This is a genomic window from Corynebacterium sp. HMSC058E07 (assembly GCF_001809885.1).
GTDB lineage: Bacteria > Actinomycetota > Actinomycetes > Mycobacteriales > Mycobacteriaceae > Corynebacterium > Corynebacterium macclintockiae.
The window spans coordinates 133,750-152,666 of sequence record NZ_KV799281.1 but is presented as its reverse complement, the minus strand read 5'-3'; the positions used below and the strand labels follow the sequence as shown (position 1 = coordinate 152,666).

The window sequence follows — 18,917 nt, the reverse complement described above, 5'->3', positions numbered from 1 at the left end:
TTCCTTAAACTAGCAGAGAACCATCAGCGTTCGTACCGCGGAACTACACACAGAGCAGGCATACTGGTGGCCATGAACGAAAAGGACAACCAAATGGGTAATAACAATCCAGGGGACGGGCAGCGGATGCCCGGCGAGCCCAACTTCTCTGGTGGGGGAGAAGACGGCTACCGAGGCTCTGGATGGTCAGTACCCAATGGGAAGGTCGGCCCTGACGGACAGGCCGGACCGCAACCAGGGCGGAATATGCACTGGAATGGTGAGCAAGGTACGCCGCAGAACCCGGCGACGCACGTGGGGCCGGCGGTTCGGCAGCCAGGACAGGCGGGCCAGCCGGCCCAGCCGAGCAACCTGTACACGGGGCAGCAGTCGGCAGTGCAGCAGCCAGCGCAGCCGAATGACCTGCTAGCGGCGCCGAACGATCCACTCGCACAGCCCGAGAATCAGTTTGTCCCCCAGCCCCGAGAGAAGAAGCGTTGGTCCACCCCCGCCGTGGCAGCATTGCTGTTGGTTGGCGCGGTAGTCGCCTCCGCCGTCACTTATGTGGGTATGGACTCGGTCTACAGCAAGAGGTCTAGCAATAATGCGACGTCTTCCTTCGACAATGCCAACAACACCAATGCCTCCTCGAAGGAGGGCAAGGCCTCTAACCCAGTGAAGCCGGGCAGTACTACCGATACGGCGAACAAGGTTCTGCCCTCGGTCGTGTCCATCAGGGTCGCCACGGAGCGCGGTGGTGAAGAGGGCTCCGGCTCGATCATCTCCTCCGATGGGCTGATTCTGACGAATAACCACGTCGTCGATGCCGCCAGGGACGGGCGCGCAAAGGTAGAGGTCTCCCTGAACGATGGCCGCACCCTCGACGCGGAGGTTGTGGCAACCGACCCGCCGACGGATATTGCCGTGATCAAGGCGAAGGATGTCACCGACCTCAAGCCAATCGAATTCGGCGATTCGGACGCGGTGAACGTTGGCGAGGACGTTATGGCAATCGGTTCCCCGCTGGGGCTTTCGGCCACCGTCACCACCGGTATCGTGTCGGCAAAGAACCGTCCTGTGCAAGCTTCCGGTGAGCGTGGCGGCGAGGCCTCCCTCATCGACGCTATCCAGACAGATGCCTCCATCAACCCCGGTAATTCCGGTGGTGCGCTGGTGGACATGAATGGCAAGCTCATCGGCATCCCATCCGTCATTGCCACCACTGGTGGTGGCGAGGCCGCTGGCTCCATCGGCCTGGGCTTTGCCATCCCGATCAACCAGGCCGAGCGCATCTCGAAGCAGCTGATCGAAAAGGGTAAGGCAGAGCACCCCATCATCGGTGCGCAGGTCAACACCCGCTCCTCGGAGACTGGTGCAGTCATCATGGACGTCAACAAGGACAGCCCAGCGGACAAGGCCGGTCTGAAGAAGGGGGACGTTGTTACTCATGTCGACGAGCGTCGCGTGGATTCCGGCGTGGCCCTCATTGCCGCCATCCGCTCGCACGCGGTGGGGGACAAGGTCAAGCTCAAGGTCAAGGATGGTCCGGACGGTAAGGAACGCGAGGTCGAGCTGACCCTGACGAAGGCGGAGTAAAACTGCATTCCCGTTCGTCTGTACAGCCGTTGCCGAACGGGATATCTTATTTATGTTCGCTTATTTTTCAGGAGGATCGAAGTGGTCGCTCGAAAGACAGAAGTCGTGTCCACGGACTTTAATGAGGTTGCGGCCATGAAGTCCGTAGACCACGCCGAGGTAGAACGGCTGGCCGAAGTGATCCCGGAGCCCGATGATGCGCTGTTCCATTCCCTAGACGCAGAACAGCGCACCCGCGCGAATCTTTCCGACGAGGCACCCGTGCACGCGATGGTTGTACTGGTCACCGACTTCCCCGAAGAGAAGGCCAAGAACGGTGAGCTGGTAGCCGAGCTGCTGGACGAAGAAGGCTTCATCGTTGACGCTGTGCTGAGCGTCGAGTCCCGCAAGTCTGCCATCCGCAAAGCGATTCAGACCGCCGTTGTCGGTGGCGCAGACTTGGTTGTGACCATCGGCGGCACCGGCACTGGACCGCGCGATAAGACCCCGGAGGCCACCCGCGCAGAGCTGGATCGCAAGGTGCCGGGTATCGCCGAGGCTCTGCGGGCTTCCGGCCTGGCAGCCAATTCCCTCGACGCGGGCCTGTCCCGCGGCGTAGCTGGTGTTTCCGGATCCACCGTGGTCGTCAACATCGCTGGTTCCCGCGGTGCTATCCGCGATGGCATGGCCACCCTGGGGCCGCTGGTTCGCCACGTTGTTGGCGATATGAATAACCGAGCCTAAAATGCGCGCACGCCGTAGGTTCTTCGGCAAGGTCGGCCAGGGTGGGGATTCGGGCTCTTCTTTTATTGACGCCATCGCCTCCGGAAACACGAAACCCCACTCACACCTTGTGCAGGATGAGTGGGGTGACGATTGCCCTTCCGCAGAGGGGGAACGCCGCTACCTAGAGGAGCAGCGCCCACCCCACTGGGGTTAGAAAAGCGACTAGTGGGCGTGCTTTCCGGTCGGCTCCGCGTTGCCGCCGCGCTGTTCTGCCAGCAGGTCGCGGATCTCGGCCAGCAGCTCAGTCTCGGTAGCTGCAGCCTCTTCCGGCTCGATGCCCTTGCGGCGAGCGTTCATCTCGGCCAGCTTGTTCATCGGCATGATCATCAGGAAGTAGATAACGGCAGCGATGATCAGGAAGTTGACGATTGCGGTCAGGATGCTACCGAGGTTAACGAAGGTAGCCGGGTTGCCCTCGCGCAGGTGGAAGCCCAGGCCGAACTCGGGGGAACCGCCGAACAGGGCCAGAACCGGCTCGACAATGCCTTTGGTGAATGCGGTAACGATGGCAGTGAAAGCACCGCCGATGATGACGGCTACGGCAAGCTCCATGACATTGCCGCGCATGATGAACTTCTTAAAACCTTCAAGCATGATGCTAAAGACCTTTCTTGTCCGCGCCCCATGCGCGGCCACTAAAAGCGACTACATGATGGGAAAGAAACCGAGGTCGTTGAGCACTGCGTCGACGACCAGATCGTGATCCTGGCTGGGTACTGTGCGTGTGAATTCTTCGTGGTCTACCACAGCCCACACTTTCACATTCGATGGGCGGTTGGCCAGAGTCCGGTCATAGAAGCCACCGCCCTGTCCGAGCCGTGTCCCATGATAATCAATCGAGAGAGCAGGAGTAACTATTACATCTGCGCATGTCGGAAAAGTGTGAATTACATTACCTACGGGCTCAGAGATTCCCCACGTTCCTGTGACCAGGTTCGGTTTCTCCGGTTGGAATTCGATCCATTCGAGGCTGGGGGCTTCGAGGCTGGGGGCGTCACTACGAACAACGCGGGGGAGCAACACCTGCGCACCGGTGCGCGCAAGAACAGTTGGTAGGTCGGCGCCACCCGGCTCTCCGGGCAGGGGGACATAGGCGCCGATGGTGGTCGGCGGCGAGGGGAGGTCGGCGAGTGCGGCGAGGAGATGGGACTGGATGCGTCGGTCGCGTGTGGGGCGTTCGGCAACGCGGCGAGCGCGGGCAGCGCGAACCTCAGCGCGGGCACGTTTCTTTACGTCGGAAGGGTCGGTCATCGCTTAAGAGCCTACTGGAGCGGGCAAAATGGTTGATCTGCGAAAGAAAACTGTGCATAGGCGGTGTGTGGAGCACAAAATGGGGATCATAAGCGCTACTATTCCGGCATGACTTCTAGCCCTACGATCTCCACGTCCGAGCAAGCCGACCTGCGCACCGTGGTAGTGCCGGCCGCCGGGCTTGGAACCCGCTTCCTACCCGCCACCAAAACTGTTCCCAAGGAGCTGCTTCCCGTTGTCGATACCCCGGGCATTGAGCTGATCGCCAAGGAAGCCGCCGATGCCGGCGCAGGTCGATTGGCTATCGTGACTGCCCCGAAGAAGGGTGGAGTGCTGGGCCACTTCGATACCGACGCGGAGCTGGAAGCCACCCTGGAGCAGCGCAACAAGACCGAACAGCTGGATAAGGTGCGCGCTACCGACGGGCTGATCGACGTTGTGGCCGTGGAGCAGGAAAAGCCTCTGGGGCTGGGGCACGCCATCAGCCTGGCTGAAGAGGTGCTCGACGAGGACGAGGACTGCTTCGCCGTCATGCTGCCGGACGATCTGGTGCTGCCGATGGGCGTGATGGAGAAGATGCTGGCAGTGCGGAAGCAGTACGGCGGTTCCGTGCTCTGCGCCTTCGAGGTGCCGCGCGAGGAGACCAGCAACTACGGAGTCTTTGAGATTGACGAGGCGGACCACGCCGACGTGAAGATCGTCAAGGGCATGGTGGAGAAGCCCGCTGTCGAGGACGCACCGTCGAACTTTGTGGCGACGGGGCGCTACTTGCTGGATCGTCAGGTTTTTGACGCGCTGCGCCGCACCAAGCCGGGCAAGGGCGGGGAAATCCAGATCACCGACGCCATCGAGCTAATGATCACCGAAGGCCACCCCGTGCACATCATCGTCCACCACGGCCTGCGCCACGATCTGGGCAACCCAGGCGGGTACATTCGTGCCTGCGTCGACTTTGCATTGCAGAATGAGACCTATGGCCCCAGCCTCAAGAGCTGGCTGCGTGAGCGCCTAGAGCAAGAGAACTAAAAGGCTTTACCAAGCTGAAGGGAACCCCTCATGCGATCGGTTGAAGAACAACTGGCAATCATTACCTCCGCGGCGGTGACCCCGGAGCCTGTGCGCATTGCCATCACCGAGACCCTGGGGCTGCGCTGCGCGGAACGGGTCGAAGGTACCCAACCGCTGCCCGGTTTCGACCAGGCCGCCATCGACGGATACGCGGTGCGAAGCGTGGATATTCGCCAAGCATTGGCTGTATCGCGGGGTGGGGATGTAGCCGATCCGCGGGAGCTGGAAGACGCGGACGCGGAAACCTCGGCACAGAACAGTGGCGTGCGGGAGACCCTGCCGATCGTCGGTGACGTCACCGCGGGTTCCCTGCGCCCGATTCGCCTGCAGCCCCGCCAGGCGGTGCGGGTGGAGATGGGTGCGCCCCTGCCGACCCTGGCCGATGCCGTCCTGCCACTCGACTGGGTGGAAAAGGAAGGGCGCAAGATCCGCCCGCTGGAAGCGATCGCCTCGGGGGAGTTCGTCCACCGCAAGGGTTCGGATGTACAGCCGGGCGACGTGGTCGTAGAGGAAGGCGCAGTTATCGGCGCTGCCCAGGTGGGGCTGCTGGCCGCCGTGGGACGTTCCAAGGTGCTGGTTTACCCTCGTCCGCGCATGTCAGTGCTTTCCTTCGGTCGCGAGCTGCTGGATATCGACCGCGATCCGGCAGTGGGCCAGGTCTACGACGTGAACTCTTATGCGCTGGCAGCCGCGGGGCGCGAGGCCGGTGCCGACGTACACCGCGTAGGCATTCTGGCTGGCGAGCCGCGCAAGATGCGGGAGGTTATCGAAAGCCAGGTGCTGCGCTCCGAGATCGTCGTGATTTCCGGTGCTGTCGGTGGCGCGGCCAGTGATGAGCTGCGCGAGATCCTCTCCGAGATGGGGGAGATGGACATTCAGCGCGTCGCCATGCACCCCGGCTCTGTGATGGGCTTTGGCACGCTCGGCCAGGATAAAGTGCCGACATTCCTCCTGCCCGCTAACCCGTCTGCTGCCTTGGTGGCGTTCGAGGTTATGGTTCGGCCGCTGGTGCAGCTGATCCGCGGTCGCCGTCAGGCGACCCGTCGAGTGGTGCCCGCCCGCACTATCGCCGGTTTGGCGTCCGCACCGGGGCGCCGTGGCTTCATCCGTGGCCAGCTGATGCGCGACCGCGAGACCCGCGAGTTCCTGGTCGACCCACTCGGCGCAGCGAACGGCGGGGAGCCGACTCACCTACTGGGTAGCCATGGCCAGGCGAACTGCCTGATCGTGGTGCCGGCCGACGTGACCGACGTCGCGCCGGGACAGGTTGTGGATGTGCTGTTCTTGAGCAACAAGGACTAGCGCCGCCGTGCTCAGCCGACTGCGCGCCGCACTGGCTTCTTCCACACTGTCTCCTGCTACCGCCGAGGTGCGGACTCAAACCGTTCTGAGCCGCGGGCATCTTCTTTCTTCTAGTGACGCCCCTACGGCCGCCCTGCCGGTGGCCTTGCGTCCCGTGTGCGCCACCGACGGGCCGCAGTGGACCGCCGCGCGCATCAAGGATCAGGAATTGCTGCAGCCCTTCGAGCCGACAGTGGAAGGGGATTGGGCACAGGCGCACAGCCCGCAGGCGTGGCGCCGGAACTTTCACAACCTGCAGGCTCTGGCGGCTGACCGGATTGTGGTGCCGATGGTGATCGACGTCGAAGGACAGTTCGCAGGGCAGCTCACCCTTGGCAACATCCAGTACGGAACCGTCTCCAATGCCTGGATCGGCTACTGGGTGCATTCGAAGTTCCAGGGCTGCGGGGTGGCAACCGCAGCTGTCGCGCTGGGCGTGGACTTGGGGATGCGAGTCGTTGGACTGCACAGGATAGAGGCGACGGTGATGCCTGACAACGTGGCGTCCAGAAGAGTTCTAGAGAAAACCGGCTTCCGCGTCGAAGGGCAGCTGCGCCGTAACCTGCACATCAACGGCGAATGGCGAGACCATTTGCTGGTGGCGCAGACTCAGGAGGAATCACTGCCCGACGGGGTTGTGCGCAGGCTCATCAACAGCGGAGTATTGGGGCTGGCTGTGAACCGAAACTAGCCTCGGCGTGGCACCACAGATAACGGTCGCGCAAGGGTAGCGTTGCAAACACTTGAACTTCTCACGTCGCCCGCAAAACTCCAGGAGAACTGATACTCGTGTCCGGCTCCCTTCTGCTCATCGCCGCCGTTTGGCTGGTGCTGTTGGCGCCGCTTTTGCTGCGCAACCAAAGACCCGTACGACGGACCGCACAGGCACTGGGCGAGACGCGGGTGCTGCACCGCGGTGGAAGTGCCCTCAAGGCAAAGCGCAAGCTCAAGCCCGCAGAGGGGCTGTACATGGCCTCCGATGATGACGAGCTGGAGCTGGTCGAGGCAGAGCCGGAATACGTGCTGCTAGAGGACGAGGATTCCGCTGCGAAGGCTGGCAAGTCCCGCGGCCTGCGTGCGTTTATGGCGAACAAGGGTAGCTCGTCTGCGGATGACGCTGCGGACGTCGTGGACGCTGACGATGCGGCGGACGCTGCAGAGGTCGTGGACGGGGAAGTTGTTGACGCTGCTGACTTTGCCGACACTGCCGACTCCGCCGACGATGTTGATGGGGACGCAGAGGAAAACTCCGAGGGTGAGGGCAAGGTTGTAGCCGCCGAAGCGAACGCTACGAAGAGCAAAGCAGTGCGTTACACCACGCAGGATGAGATAGATACCGGCGAGTTCGAGCCCATCCGCGATGTCGCTGAAGCTGCAGAGGTTGCAGAGGCTGCCGAGTCCGCTGACACTGCCGAGGCAGCAGACGCCGCAGACAGTGAATACGCAGCCGCAGCCGCAGACTCAGATACAGACTCAGACACAGACAAGGATGCCCGACAGCGCGCATACGCCTCCGTTCCTGCTGAGTACGTACGTGGTGGGGACGTGAAGGCGTCACCAGATCTGGTCGACGACGTCGACGAGGCACCGCGGGACAAGAGCATCGACATCCTCATGGATTCCGACGAGCTGAGCGAGGATGACCTGAAGTACCTGGCGGCCCGTCGTGGACGTGGCGTGTACGACCCGGTCGCATCGGCTGCGCTGGCGCGGCAGCGGCAGAACCGCCGCAAGAAGGTGCTCTTTGTCCTGCTCGCGCTGTCCGCGCTGACCTTCGGCATGAGCATGTACCTGGGCGGAACCGTCTGGCTGAGCTTCGTGGCCATGATCGCCTTCACCGCGTTCTACCTGGTCATGCTGCGTCGCCAGGCTATCGAAGAACGCGAGCTGCGGCACCGCCGACTGGTGCGCATGCGCCGTGCCCGCCTGGGCGTGCGCAACACCGAAGACAACGAGCTGGGCGTGCCGGACCGCCTGGTTCGCCCCGGTGCGGTGATCCTGGAAACCGATGAGGTCGACCCGGCCTTCAGCAACCTCGAGTACGCCGACGGCAGCGACTTCTTTGACCTGCACGAGGGAACCCACGGTACCGGTGCTGCCCCCGCAGCCGGAACACGCTCGACCGTGGTCGACGGCGACGAAGAGTTCATCGATTCCCGCTCGGGCATCCGTGCCGTTTAAGCGTGATCGCCGCGTATGCTGAACCACCCTGCTGCCCGTGACACGGCACTGCTCTTCGTGCGCCTAGTCACCGGCGTGATTTTCATTGCCCACGGCTGGAAGAAAGTTTTTATCGACGGCATGAACGGAGTGACGGGCACTGTCGCTACCTTCGAGCGCCTGCACATTCCGCAGCCGAAAATCAGCGCCTGGGCGGCTGCAATCCTGGAGATGCTCGGTGGGGCAATGCTGATCGTCGGACTGCTGACTACCGCTGTTGCTGGGCTGTTCGTGATCTACAGCGCGCTTATCCTGTACTTCGTTCACTGGTCCAACGGGTTTTTCGTGGCTGACGGGGGCATGGAGTTTGTCATGCTGCTGGTGGTCTCCCTTATGATGATTGTTGTTTTCGGCGCGGGGCGAGCAAGCCTAGATAAGGCTCTGTCCCGCTTCGGCTGAGGTCTGAACACGTAAACGGACGGGAAAGCGAATGGACTGTCAAGAGGTTAGAACCTCTATGTCCGCACGCCTGGATGGCGAGTCCGCTGCGCTGTCCGACGACCTCGTCGATGCGCACCTAGCCGGGTGCGAGGACTGCCAGCGCTGGTATGCAACCATCACCGCGCTTGGACGCAACCTGAACCTGGCCGCGGCGCCGTCCAATGGGGAACAGGTGCGCTCCGCGGAAGATAGCGACGACCGCAAAGCCGCGCTGGTCGAACAGGTCTTGGCGCAGGCCGATCAGGATCCCCAGATCAACGTAGGCCTTCGCCGCCGCCAACTGCCCTTCGTGCTCGGCCGCGCAGCTTTAGTGGCCGTTGCGGTGCTTTATGTTTTGTGGGGCGTGTCGCTGCTGTTTGGGGTGCCTATTGAGGATGACGCCACCTCGTCCCAGCTACACCTGGTCTCAGACGCAGCGGCGATGCGTTTCGCCCTGGCTGGAGGTCTGCTGTGGGCTGCCTGGCGCCCCAAGGTGGCCTCTGCGATTTTGCCCATCTACTTGGCTATCTGGGCTTTCGGAGTCGGCTTCGCAACCCGTGAGATCGTGCTGGGCCTGATCAGCGAAGCAGGGGATTTGAGCGCCCTTTGGCTGCTGCTGGTTCACTTGGCGGCGGTGTTGGCATTGGTCGTGGTTTGGGCTGGCCGGCAGAACGTGTTCATGCCATTACGCCAGTCGCTGCGAGCGCTGATGGCACAACCGATCAATTTCAGCCCCAGCGATGCGCGGCGCAACTCTACGTATGCGGTAGGGGAGCCCCGCCCGCGCGACTGGGAATAGCCCGACAGACCCCGACAGCCAAGTCAGGGGGCTAGCGCCAGGACGGCAGCCACATGCGCATGTCGAAGGCGGAATCAGACAGTGGCGCGCCGATGTACAGCGGCAGGAAGTACAGGAAGTTCCAGACCACCAGCATGAGGTACACGACGACCAGCAGCTGCCCGGGGCGGGCCTTCACAAAGGTCTTCGGCGAGGAATAGGGGTTGGGAACCTCCGGCTTTTCCCAGCGCAGGAGTTGTCCCAGCGCCATCGCAATAGCGATGGCCAAAAACGGCACCAGGTTCGCCGCGTAGAACAGGTACATCTGGCGATCCAGGTTGACGAGCCAGGGAAGGAAGCCGGCGGCGAAACCGATGGTGGGAATGACCCAGCGGCGATCCTTATGCACGATCAGGCACCACAGACCCCACAGAATCGCCGGTACGCAGAACCACCAAATTGCAGGGGTGCCGACCAGCAGGATGACCTTGCGTACTCCCTCGTCACTGGAGGGGTTGTAGTACAGCAGCGAACGGCTAGACACCAGCCAGGACCAGGGCTTGGATTCCCAGTTGTGGTGGTGGCCGTTGGAGTTCGTCAGCTCCGTGTGAAAGCGCATGACGGACACGTGGTAGTAGATGAAGTTCTGCACTACGTCGGGCAGGAAGGACCAGAACCAGTCGCCGGTCGTCTTCGTATACTGCTCCGATTCCACCGCGTGGCGGAACACGCCCGTCTCCGAGGCAAACCATGCGCGCCAGCTGATCACGTAGAGGATCACGGGGACGATGACTACGGAGAAGAAGGAAGGCAGTGCATCGAAAATCGCGGTGCCAGCAAGGGGGCGCTGGACGCCGAAACGGCGGCGTCGAAAATAATCAACCGCAACGATCGTCAGCCCGAAAAAGGCCATGTAATAAAGACCATTCCACTTCACAGCCAACGCGAGGCCCAGACCCACACCCGCGGCGAAGCGCCACCAGCGGTAACCCATGCGGGGGCCAAAGTCGGATTCGTGGATGCGGTCGGTGGCCCATACGTGCTGGAAGCGCTGCTCCATCTGCTCGGCATCGCGCACCGCGCAATACGCGACCAGGCACAGCAGGAAGACCTGGAAGTGGTCAAGCATTCCCGAGCGCCCGGTGACGAACAATATGCCGTCGCACAGGGCGATAACGCCCGCGAAAAGCCCGACCAGATCCGACCTCGTGATCCGGCGCGCCGTGGCGGCGATCAGCAGGATTGCAGCCACACCGAGGAGTGCGGCCATGATGCGCCAACCCCACGGCGTGTAGCCGAACAGAATCATGCCGATGGCCTCGATCTGCTTGCCGAGGGGCGGGTGAACGACCAGGCCATAACCCGGGTTGTCCTCGATACCACCGATGAATGGGTTGTCCCAGCTTTGCATTACCTGCCACGCCTGTGGCACATAGTGCTTCTCGTCAAAGATAGGCGTGCCCGCATCCGTCGGACGGTGCAGCATCAATAGGCGACTGAGAGCACCCAGGATGCCCAAGGAGACCAGAATGCCCTTCCACCGCGTAAAAGCGAAAGTCCGCGAGTGACCGGAGCCCGTCGAATCGCTGACGGCGGGCGCGTCACTTCCATGGATGGCTTGCTGGTCAGTAGTCATTGTCGAGGGCACGGAGCTAACTGTAGTAGAAGCGGCGGACAAGCGGGTGCAGTGCCGGGCATACTGGCGGTTATGAGTGATTCTGTAGATGCCTCCGTAGATGCCAATGCGCTGCTTAGTCGGGCAGCCGAACGTCGCCCGTTGCCGTCGGGCGGGATCATCTTGGCGGCCACGCCGTTGGGGAACCCGCTGGATGCGTCGCTGCGGCTGATCGATGCGCTGGCCAGTGCGGACATCATCGCAGCAGAGGATACCCGCCGCACCCGCGCATTGGCGGACACGTTGGGGGTAACGATCGCCGGCCGGATCTACTCCAACTTTGACCACAACGAGGCCGAGCGCGCGGAGTTCTTCGTAGAGCAGGCCGAACAGGGCCGCCGCGTGTTGGTTGTTACGGACGCCGGCATGCCCTCTGTCTCTGACCCAGGCTTTCCCTTGGTCGTCGCCGCCCGCCGCGCCGGTGTCCCGGTGACGTGCCTGCCGGGGCCTTCCGCCGTGCCGACCGCCTTGGCGCTGTCGGGCCTGGGGGTGGGGCACTTCGCCTTTCTGGGCTTCGCCCCGCGCAAGGATGGCGCTCGGCGGTCGTTCTTCCGTTCTTTTATTGACGCCCCCTACGCCGGTTGCTTCTTCGAATCCCCGCACAGGCTGGCAAAGACCCTGCAGGCTGCGGCCGAAGAGCTAGGCGATGGGCGACAGGCCGCGGTATGCCGGGAGCTGACAAAGACCTTTGAGGAAGTGAAGGTCGGCGGGCTGGCGGAGCTGGCCACGTGGGCAGCGGACGGCGTGAAGGGGGAGATCTGTGTGGTCATCGATTCGGCGGCGGAATCCGGGGATGGCGATGCGGAACTGGATGTGGAGGCCCTGGTGGAACTGGTAGAGCTGAAGGTCGCAGAGGGGGAGCGGTTAAAGACGGCCGCTGGGGACGTGGCGAAGCTCCACGGTGCCAGCAAGCGCGAGCTTTACGAGGCTGTTTTGCGTGAGCGGAACCAGGAATAGGGGCTGGAAAGGTTGAAAAGACACGGCAATGCCCCCAACATGTAAAGAATGACCGCATCAAGTGAAGAAGTGACCGCGAGAGAAATAGCAGAGTCGAGAGAGATAGCAGAGACGCGAGAGACTGACGAGGCTGAACAGAATCAGTCGATCGACTGGGTGGTGACGGGCAGCGCGGCTGCACTCATCCTGTCAGTCGTATTGTGGGGAATTTTCGGCGGAGATAGCTTCGCCGAGTTTGCCTCCACCGCCCTGGGGTACATCGTCGGCGACTGGGGATGGCTGTACGTGCTGGCCGGAACCGTGTTTGTCGCATTTATCCTGTTCATCGCATTCAGCAAATTCGGGCACATTCGGTTGGGCAAGGATAACGAATCGCCCGAGTTCAACAGTGTGTCCTGGGTTGCGATGATGTTCGCTGCAGGCATGGGCATCGGCCTGATGTTCTACGGGGTGACCGAGCCCCTGACGTACTACCGAAATGGCGTGCCTGGCGCAGAGGACCACGATGTTGCCAGCTCCTTTGCCTCCACGCTGTTCCACTGGGGACTGCACCCGTGGTCGCTGTATGCGATCGTCGCACTGGCCATTGCGTACAGCACGTTCCGGCTCGGACGCAAGCAGTTGCTTTCCTCGGCCTTCATTCCCCTGATCGGCAAGAAACGCGCCGAGGGGGCCGCGGGCAAGATCATCGACATCGCGGCTATCTTCGCCACCGTGTTCGGTACGGCGGCCTCCCTGGGCCTGGGTGCCGTGCAGATTCAGTCCGGCCTGAAGGCAACGGATCTGATCTCGAACCCAGGGACCTCCGTGATCGTCGGCACCATCGTGATTTTGAGCCTGTGCTTCCTGGCCTCCGCAGCGTCCGGTGTGGGCAAGGGAATCCAGTACTTGTCGAACACCAACATGGTTCTGGCTGGCCTGCTTGCCCTTTTCGTGTTGATCGTTGGCCCGACCGTTGTGATCCTGAATATGATCCCGACCTCCCTGGGTAACTACTTCTCCCAGTTTTTCGAGATGGCCGCGCGCACCGCGGATTCCAGTGAGGACGCAAGTGAGTGGCTGGGTTCGTGGACCATTTTCTACTGGGCCTGGTGGGTCTCTTGGTCCCCGTTCGTCGGCATGTTCCTTGCCCGCATTTCCCGCGGACGTACCATCCGCGAATTCGTATGTGTTGTGCTGATGGTGCCGACCGTGGTGACCATCATCTGGTTCTCCATCTTCGGCGGTTCCGCCATCCACGCCGAGGACAGCGGCAACTCCATCTGGGGCGACGGTGAGGCCACCAGCCAGCTGTTTAACCTGCTGGAGACCCTGCCGGCGGGACACGTGGCAAGCATCGTGGCGATGCTGCTGCTGGGCACGTTCTTCATTACGTCGGCCGATTCGGCCTCTACCGTCATGGGATCCATGTCCCAGCGTGGCCAGCTGGTAGCTAACCGTGGTGTGACCGTCCTGTGGGGTGCGCTGACTACAGTGATTGCCTTGATGCTGTTGCTGACGGGCGGCGACGAAGCTCTGACGAACCTGCAGAACGTCACGATCATCGCCGCCAGCCCCTTCGTGCTGGTGATCATCGCGCTGATGTTCTCCATCTACAAGGCGCTGTCTGACGACCCGCGCTACTTGGATGAGAAAGCCCACCGCGAGTACGCACTGCGCATGGCTCGGGAGCGCCGCATCACCCAACAGCGGGAGAACGCGGCTAAGAGGAAGCGTCGCGCCCGTGCCGCGAATGCGGTGCAGAGCCACGGCGAACAATTAGGCGAACAGTTAGAGGAAAGCTAACTGAGTAAACTATGTGAGCAGCTCTGCATAAGCAGGGCTGCTTTCGCATAGCTATGGTGTATCCCCTAATCTAAAGGCTATGTCGAAACGAGTTCTCACCTCAGTTGCATGGCCTTATGCCAATGGCCCCCGCCACATCGGACACGTCGCCGGATTCGGCGTTCCTTCGGACGTTTTCGCACGTTATCAGCGGATGGCCGGCAACGAGGTGCTCATGGTTTCGGGCACGGACGAGCACGGAACTCCGCTGCTGGTGCAGGCAGAGAAGGAAGGCACGACCGTCCAGGAGCTGGCCGACCGCTACAACCGCATCATCGTCGAAGACCTGGCGGGGCTAGGCCTTTCTTATGATCTCTTTACCCGCACGACGACCCGCAACCACTACGCGGTCGTGCAGGAGCTCTTCACTGGGCTGTACAACAATGGCTACATGGTGACTCAAACCACCCGCGGTGCCATTAGCCCGTCGACCGGCCGCACACTGCCGGACCGCTACATTGAGGGCACCTGTCCCATTTGTGGGGCGCACGACGCCCGCGGCGACCAGTGTGACAACTGCGGTAACCAGCTGGATCCCGAGGATCTGATCGATCCGCGCTCCAAGATCAACGGTGAGACCCCGGAGTTCGTGGATACCGAGCACTTCATGCTCGACCTCCCCGCCCTAGCAGAAGCGCTGACCACCTGGTTGAACAACCGTAAGGGCTGGCGGCCCAACGTGTTGAAGTTCTCCCTGAACCTGCTTGAGAACATTCGTCCGCGTGCCATGTCCCGCGACATCGACTGGGGCGTGCCGATCCCCGTCGAAGGCTGGCAGGATAACAACACCAAGAAGCTCTATGTTTGGTTCGACGCGGTGGTCGGATACCTTTCCGCATCCATCGAATGGGCGTGGCGCACCGGCGACCCGGAGGCCTGGCGTAAGTGGTGGAACGACCCAGAGGCGCTGTCCTACTACTTCATGGGCAAGGACAACATCACTTTCCACTCCCAGATTTGGCCCGCTGAGCTGCTGGGCTACGGCGGCGAGGGTTCCAAGGGCGGGGAGGCCGGCGAGCTGGCCGAACCTGCGCTGAACCTGCCCACGGAGGTTGTGTCCTCCGAGTTCCTGACCATGTCGGGATCCAAGTTCTCCTCTTCCAAGGGAGTCGTGATCTACGTCCGCGACTTCCTCAAGGAGTTTGGCCCGGACGCGCTGCGTTACTTCATCGCCACCGCCGGTCCGGAAACGACTGACACGGACTTCACTTGGGATGAGTTCGTGCGCCGCATCAACTCCGAACTCGCCAACGAGTGGGGCAACCTGGTTAACCGTACGGTTTCCATGGCCTACAAGAACTTCGGTGAGGTTCCCACCCCGGGGCCGCTCTCCGCTGAGGACGAGGCGCTGCTCGCAGAGTCCGCGAAGGCCTTCGACGTGGTTGGCGATAACCTCAACCGCTCCCGTTTCAAGGCCGGCATCAACGAAGCAATGCGTATTGCCGGACGGGCGAACCAGTACATCGCGGCCATGGAACCGTGGAAGCTAGCTAAGGACGAATCCCAGCGCGAGCGTCTGGCCACGGTCTTGCACACCGCCCTGCAGGTGGTCTCGGACGTCAACACACTGCTGACCCCGTACCTGCCGTTCTCTGCACAGAAGATCTTTGAAACTCTGGGTGGCGAGGGCATTTGGGCAGCCCAGCCGCAGGTTGTCGAGGTTAAGGACGAGTCTCCGCGAGAGCCGGTGGGCGTCGGGCTGCCCGAAGCAGGACGCACCTACCCCGTCATCATGGGCAACTACAGCGAGCAGAAGGCAACGTGGGCTCGCCAGGAGATTCAGCCTGGTACGACGCTGCACAAGCCCAAGCCGTTGTTCCCGAAGCTCGACCCCGAGCTGGCAGAGACCGGCCCGGAATGGGCGCCGGTTCAGAAGTAAAAGCCCCTAGTCCGCGAGGCGCAGGCTGGTGATCGGCGCCAGCACCTGGTGGACGGATTCCACGCCGCGCCAGGGGAAAGCCTCCCAGCCACGGCGCTCCGCGGCTTCCAGATTCGCCTGACGGTCGTCGAAGTAGATCAGCGTGGCGTACTCGTGACCAGCAGCGGCCGCGGCCTGCTCGAAGCGGCGGAACGCGCCCTGGTGGGGCTTGGTAAAGCGCAGGTCGGGGGAGAAGCAGGTGACGGCCGCGCCGTCAACCCAATCCTGGCGAAGCACTGCCTCCATCACCGGGCGCGGCGCGTTGCTGAAAACGCCCCACGGCTGGTCGATGGCGTTGAGGTGGTTCAGCAGGTTCCGCACGGAATCGGAGATCGTGGAGCACAGGCGAGTATCCGTTTCCTCCAGCTCCGCGATGAGCTCCGGGGTCGGCTGCACGCCGGCCGCGCGGCAGAGGGTGGTGAAGTAGTCGTTCGGCCCCATCGACAGGCTGTAGCTTTCGCGGTAGCGGCCGTAGGCAGCCTCGAAGCTGAACGGATCGGTGATGATGGTGGGAACGGTGGTCTGGGTGCCCTGGTTCGAACGGGACTGGATGTTGGCGTGGCGGATCATCACGGTGGTGAGTTCGCGCAGGGTGTGGCGGCGTGGCACCAAAACGCCACCGAGGTCGAAGACAATCAAATGTTCCATGTTCGGTTCTTGCCTTTGCAGTGGTGTGGAATGTGTTGGTGACTAGTAGAGTCTGTGGCTAGTGTGCCGGGTCTGCATGACCGGAAGGTGGCGCTAACACGAATCCAAAACGAACCGGGGGTGAACAACATGGCGAAGGCTGCGGGCAGCACATCCCGTCGAATTCCCTCCGCGATCGCCCTGCTGGCCGCTGTGGCCGTGTTGCTGACCAGCTCCAACCTGCGCAGCCCCGTCAGCGCTTTCCCGCCGATTGCCGACCAGGTTAGCTCTGACCTCAGCGCCTCCGAATTGTTCATCGGCCTGGTCGGCATGGCTCCCACGGCAATGTTTGCCCTGGCCGCCGTGCTTTCCGGCCCCATGGCCAGGGCCCTGTCGTTCCGTGCTGTGATCAGTACCGCCATGGTGCTGGCGACTTTCGGTTTTAGCCTGCGCACGGTGGCCCCGAACGGCTTGCTCTTCCTGGCTGGCACCATGATCGGCCTGGTCGGGGTGGGGATCACGAATACGTTGCTGCCCGCGGTGATCAAGGACTACTTCCCGTTCAAGCTGACGGTGATGTCGGTGGCATACATGGCGGTGGGGCAGGTGAGCATGGCCACCGCCTCCGTCGTGTCGGTGCCGTTGGCGCAGTTGGGCGGCTGGCGCGCGGCCATCGGCGTGTGGGCAATCCCGCCGCTGCTGGCGCTGCTGTGCTGGGGGATCCTGGTCTTCGCTGTCACCCCGGGCACTGCTGCTCAACGCGGCGGCGAGATGTTGCGACAGGCGCACCCGCGGAAACTTATGGGCGTCATAAACAACAAAAACAACGAGTCCCGCGGTGCGTTCCGGCACATGTGGCGCAACCCCGTGAGCTGGGGGATCGTGGTGATGTTCGCTATGACTTCTTCCATCTCCTACTGCTTTATCACCTGGGCGCCGAAGATCATCGTGGAATCTGGTGGCTCGGCGCAGTTGGGTGGCATTATCGGCGGGGTGTTCGCGATCGTGGGCACGGCCTCGTCGTTCTTCGTTCCGTGGATGACTTCGCGTTTCGAACGCGGCGCGGCGTGGGTGACGATCCTGTCCTGCAGCTGCATGTTTAGCGCGCTGCTGATGGTGATTACCGATCCGATGCGCCTGCCGGTGGTGTGGATCTCGCTGGTGTCGCTGGGGTGCTCGACCTTCCCGCTCGGGCTGATGCTGATCGCCACCCGCACCCGCGAATCCAAGGCCGCCGCCGTTTTGTCGTCGGGCGCGCAGGGTATCGGGTACACCGTTGCCTGTGTCGGGCCTTTTGGTTTTGGTGCTCTTTATGACGCCACCGCCTCCTGGACCGCCGGGCTGCTTGTCCTTGTGGGATTCAACTTCGTTTTGTTGGCGGCGGGCCTGGTGGCCAGCCGCAGGGTGTTCGTGGATGATCACTGACGATCGTTAGAGTGGGGAGTATGGCGAAAAAGAAGCGACCCACCCCCGTGCCTCCCGAGCCGATCGTCCCGCTCTTCGACTCGCACACCCACCTGTGGTCCACGGTGCTGAAGAACCAGCGCCGCGAGGAAGCAGTGGGCCGGGAATGCGGGGAGGAAGATCACCGCAGGTTGGTGGGGGAGTTTATGGATCGCGCCCTTGCCGTCGGAGTGCGCGGCGTATGCACCGTGGGCGATGGGATTGAGGAGACAGAAAAGGCGCTGCAAGCAGCCGAGTTCCACGACCGTGTGTGGGCAGCCTGCGCGGTGCACCCGACCCAGGCACAGACGGTGACGGGTGAGGTGCGCGAGCGGCTGCGGGAAATGGCCTTCCATCCACGCTGCGTGGCGATCGGGGAGACCGGCCTGGACGCGTACTGGATCGGCAAGGACATGGGGGATGGGGAGGAAACCCCTGGTATTGAGGTGCAGGAGGAAGCGCTGCGCTTTCACATTGACTTGGCCTGCGAATCCGGCAAGGCGCTGATGATCCACAACCGCGAGGCCGATGCGGACCTGCTGCGGGTGCTTGCGGACGCGCCGCGGCCGAAGGACATTATCCTGCACTGCTTTTCCTCGCCACTGGACGTGGCTAAGGAGGCGCTGGACAGGGGATACGTGCTTTCCTTCGCGGGGAACGTGACATTTAAGCGCAATGAGGAGCTGCGCGAGGCGGCGCGGATCGCACCGCCGGAGCAGATCCTGGTGGAAACCGATGCGCCGTACATGACCCCCGAGCCTTTCCGGGGTGCCCGAAACGAACCGGCTTTTGTGGGATACACGGCGGCGTGCGTGGCGGAGCAGCGGGGCATGTCCCCTGGCGAGCTCGGGGAGCTGGTCACGGCCAATGCGTGCCGACTATATGGGATTGACCTCCACTAGTGAGGTCCGTGTTTCTGGTGTTACGTAATATAACGAAATCGTATAGGAATTAACGCCTGTTGGGGGCTGTGTCTGCTGTTGTTGCAGATGCACCCCCATATTTGTGATTTATGGAACAAATCGCGCGAGAGTTTTGTCCGTTAACGATCGTTA

18 protein-coding genes are annotated in these 18,917 nt (G+C 62.3%); 14 read left to right on the top strand and 4 right to left on the bottom strand.

Annotated features, from left to right (window positions below; genetic code table 11):
* Positions 1-93 precede the first annotated feature (93 nt).
* The 3 genes from HMPREF2678_RS08775 (at position 94) to HMPREF2678_RS10105 (ending at position 2,494) form a co-directional block, all read left to right on the top strand.
* Positions 94-1,575, top strand: coding sequence for a S1C family serine protease (locus tag HMPREF2678_RS08775; RefSeq protein WP_080716138.1), 1,482 nt, complete (start codon positions 94-96; stop codon positions 1,573-1,575).
* A gap of 135 nt (positions 1,576-1,710) precedes the next feature.
* Positions 1,711-2,298, top strand: coding sequence for a MogA/MoaB family molybdenum cofactor biosynthesis protein (locus tag HMPREF2678_RS08770; protein WP_051879643.1), 588 nt, complete (start codon positions 1,711-1,713; stop codon positions 2,296-2,298).
* A 1-nt stretch (position 2,299) separates the two neighbouring features.
* Positions 2,300-2,494: a hypothetical protein gene (locus tag HMPREF2678_RS10105; protein ID WP_034972293.1), complete on the top strand. Its 195-nt coding sequence runs from the start codon at positions 2,300-2,302 to the stop codon at positions 2,492-2,494.
* A gap of 8 nt (positions 2,495-2,502) precedes the next feature.
* Here the strand turns inward: HMPREF2678_RS10105 and mscL are convergent, their stop codons facing one another.
* On the bottom strand, positions 2,503-2,934 hold the full coding sequence (mscL, locus tag HMPREF2678_RS08765; protein ID WP_034967429.1) for a large conductance mechanosensitive channel protein MscL: 432 nt from the start codon (positions 2,932-2,934) through the stop codon (positions 2,503-2,505).
* A 51-nt stretch (positions 2,935-2,985) separates the two neighbouring features.
* Positions 2,986-3,591, bottom strand: coding sequence for a 5-formyltetrahydrofolate cyclo-ligase (locus HMPREF2678_RS08760; RefSeq protein ID WP_070552007.1), 606 nt, complete (start codon positions 3,589-3,591; stop codon positions 2,986-2,988).
* A gap of 108 nt (positions 3,592-3,699) precedes the next feature.
* Between HMPREF2678_RS08760 and HMPREF2678_RS08755 the strand changes: the two genes are divergently transcribed.
* From HMPREF2678_RS08755 to HMPREF2678_RS08730, 6 genes are all read left to right on the top strand, one after another.
* On the top strand, positions 3,700-4,617 hold the full coding sequence (locus HMPREF2678_RS08755) for a UTP--glucose-1-phosphate uridylyltransferase (protein WP_070552215.1): 918 nt from the start codon (positions 3,700-3,702) through the stop codon (positions 4,615-4,617).
* Between the two features lie 30 nt (positions 4,618-4,647).
* A complete protein-coding gene (gene glp, locus HMPREF2678_RS08750) occupies positions 4,648-5,961 on the top strand; it encodes a molybdotransferase-like divisome protein Glp (RefSeq protein ID WP_034979444.1) in 1,314 nt (437 codons plus the stop codon).
* Between the two features lie 7 nt (positions 5,962-5,968).
* Positions 5,969-6,691 carry a GNAT family N-acetyltransferase gene (locus HMPREF2678_RS08745; protein WP_083303455.1) on the top strand — a complete coding sequence of 241 codons (723 nt, stop codon included), beginning with the start codon at positions 5,969-5,971 and terminating at the stop codon, positions 6,689-6,691.
* Between the two features lie 98 nt (positions 6,692-6,789).
* Entirely contained in the window at positions 6,790-8,181 is a 1,392-nt protein-coding gene (glpR, locus tag HMPREF2678_RS08740) for a divisome protein SepX/GlpR (protein WP_070552003.1), read from the top strand.
* Between the two features lie 15 nt (positions 8,182-8,196).
* Positions 8,197-8,619 carry a DoxX family protein gene (locus tag HMPREF2678_RS08735; protein WP_080716134.1) on the top strand — a complete coding sequence of 141 codons (423 nt, stop codon included), beginning with the start codon at positions 8,197-8,199 and terminating at the stop codon, positions 8,617-8,619.
* 31 nt (positions 8,620-8,650) lie between these two features.
* Positions 8,651-9,439, top strand: a complete 789-nt coding sequence (locus HMPREF2678_RS08730) for a zf-HC2 domain-containing protein (protein WP_034967413.1) — start codon at positions 8,651-8,653, stop codon at positions 9,437-9,439.
* Positions 9,440-9,470: 31 nt separating this feature from the next.
* Here the strand turns inward: HMPREF2678_RS08730 and HMPREF2678_RS08725 are convergent, their stop codons facing one another.
* Positions 9,471-11,054 (bottom strand): dolichyl-phosphate-mannose--protein mannosyltransferase, encoded by a 1,584-nt coding sequence (locus HMPREF2678_RS08725; protein WP_080721224.1) that lies wholly within the window; start codon positions 11,052-11,054, stop codon positions 9,471-9,473.
* A gap of 72 nt (positions 11,055-11,126) precedes the next feature.
* Here HMPREF2678_RS08725 and rsmI point away from each other — a divergent pair, with 72 nt between their 5' ends.
* From rsmI to metG, 3 genes are all read left to right on the top strand, one after another.
* Positions 11,127-12,050: a 16S rRNA (cytidine(1402)-2'-O)-methyltransferase gene (rsmI, locus tag HMPREF2678_RS08720; protein ID WP_070552213.1), complete on the top strand. Its 924-nt coding sequence runs from the start codon at positions 11,127-11,129 to the stop codon at positions 12,048-12,050.
* A 48-nt stretch (positions 12,051-12,098) separates the two neighbouring features.
* Complete coding sequence (locus tag HMPREF2678_RS08715) at positions 12,099-13,835, top strand: BCCT family transporter (RefSeq protein WP_083303454.1); 1,737 nt, start codon at positions 12,099-12,101, stop codon at positions 13,833-13,835.
* A gap of 79 nt (positions 13,836-13,914) precedes the next feature.
* The gene (gene metG, locus HMPREF2678_RS08710; RefSeq protein WP_034967409.1) at positions 13,915-15,753 is read left to right on the top strand and encodes a methionine--tRNA ligase; all 1,839 of its coding nucleotides are present in this window, start codon (positions 13,915-13,917) and stop codon (positions 15,751-15,753) included.
* Between the two features lie 6 nt (positions 15,754-15,759).
* Here metG and HMPREF2678_RS08705 read toward each other — a convergent pair whose 3' ends face one another.
* Entirely contained in the window at positions 15,760-16,440 is a 681-nt protein-coding gene (locus tag HMPREF2678_RS08705) for an HAD family hydrolase (RefSeq protein WP_034967404.1), read from the bottom strand.
* Between the two features lie 129 nt (positions 16,441-16,569).
* Between HMPREF2678_RS08705 and HMPREF2678_RS08700 the strand changes: the two genes are divergently transcribed.
* Both HMPREF2678_RS08700 and HMPREF2678_RS08695 read left to right on the top strand, forming a co-directional pair.
* The gene (locus HMPREF2678_RS08700) at positions 16,570-17,844 is read left to right on the top strand and encodes an MFS transporter (protein ID WP_034975542.1); all 1,275 of its coding nucleotides are present in this window, start codon (positions 16,570-16,572) and stop codon (positions 17,842-17,844) included.
* 20 nt (positions 17,845-17,864) lie between these two features.
* Positions 17,865-18,764: a TatD family hydrolase gene (locus HMPREF2678_RS08695; protein ID WP_070552001.1), complete on the top strand. Its 900-nt coding sequence runs from the start codon at positions 17,865-17,867 to the stop codon at positions 18,762-18,764.
* The last annotated feature ends 153 nt before the right edge of the window (positions 18,765-18,917 follow it).

Coding starts and splice junctions, on each gene's coding strand:
- HMPREF2678_RS08775 (WP_080716138.1), top strand. CDS start 94: ATGGGTAATAACAATCCAGGGGACGGGCAGCGGATGCCCGGCGAGCCC.
- HMPREF2678_RS08770 (WP_051879643.1), top strand. CDS start 1,711: ATGAAGTCCGTAGACCACGCCGAGGTAGAACGGCTGGCCGAAGTGATC.
- HMPREF2678_RS10105 (WP_034972293.1), top strand. CDS start 2,300: ATGCGCGCACGCCGTAGGTTCTTCGGCAAGGTCGGCCAGGGTGGGGAT.
- mscL (WP_034967429.1), bottom strand. CDS start 2,934: ATGCTTGAAGGTTTTAAGAAGTTCATCATGCGCGGCAATGTCATGGAG.
- HMPREF2678_RS08760 (WP_070552007.1), bottom strand. CDS start 3,591: ATGACCGACCCTTCCGACGTAAAGAAACGTGCCCGCGCTGAGGTTCGC.
- HMPREF2678_RS08755 (WP_070552215.1), top strand. CDS start 3,700: ATGACTTCTAGCCCTACGATCTCCACGTCCGAGCAAGCCGACCTGCGC.
- glp (WP_034979444.1), top strand. CDS start 4,648: ATGCGATCGGTTGAAGAACAACTGGCAATCATTACCTCCGCGGCGGTG.
- HMPREF2678_RS08735 (WP_080716134.1), top strand. CDS start 8,197: ATGCTGAACCACCCTGCTGCCCGTGACACGGCACTGCTCTTCGTGCGC.
- HMPREF2678_RS08730 (WP_034967413.1), top strand. CDS start 8,651: ATGGACTGTCAAGAGGTTAGAACCTCTATGTCCGCACGCCTGGATGGC.
- HMPREF2678_RS08725 (WP_080721224.1), bottom strand. CDS start 11,054: ATGACTACTGACCAGCAAGCCATCCATGGAAGTGACGCGCCCGCCGTC.
- rsmI (WP_070552213.1), top strand. CDS start 11,127: ATGAGTGATTCTGTAGATGCCTCCGTAGATGCCAATGCGCTGCTTAGT.
- HMPREF2678_RS08715 (WP_083303454.1), top strand. CDS start 12,099: ATGACCGCATCAAGTGAAGAAGTGACCGCGAGAGAAATAGCAGAGTCG.
- metG (WP_034967409.1), top strand. CDS start 13,915: ATGTCGAAACGAGTTCTCACCTCAGTTGCATGGCCTTATGCCAATGGC.
- HMPREF2678_RS08705 (WP_034967404.1), bottom strand. CDS start 16,440: ATGGAACATTTGATTGTCTTCGACCTCGGTGGCGTTTTGGTGCCACGC.
- HMPREF2678_RS08700 (WP_034975542.1), top strand. CDS start 16,570: ATGGCGAAGGCTGCGGGCAGCACATCCCGTCGAATTCCCTCCGCGATC.
- HMPREF2678_RS08695 (WP_070552001.1), top strand. CDS start 17,865: ATGGCGAAAAAGAAGCGACCCACCCCCGTGCCTCCCGAGCCGATCGTC.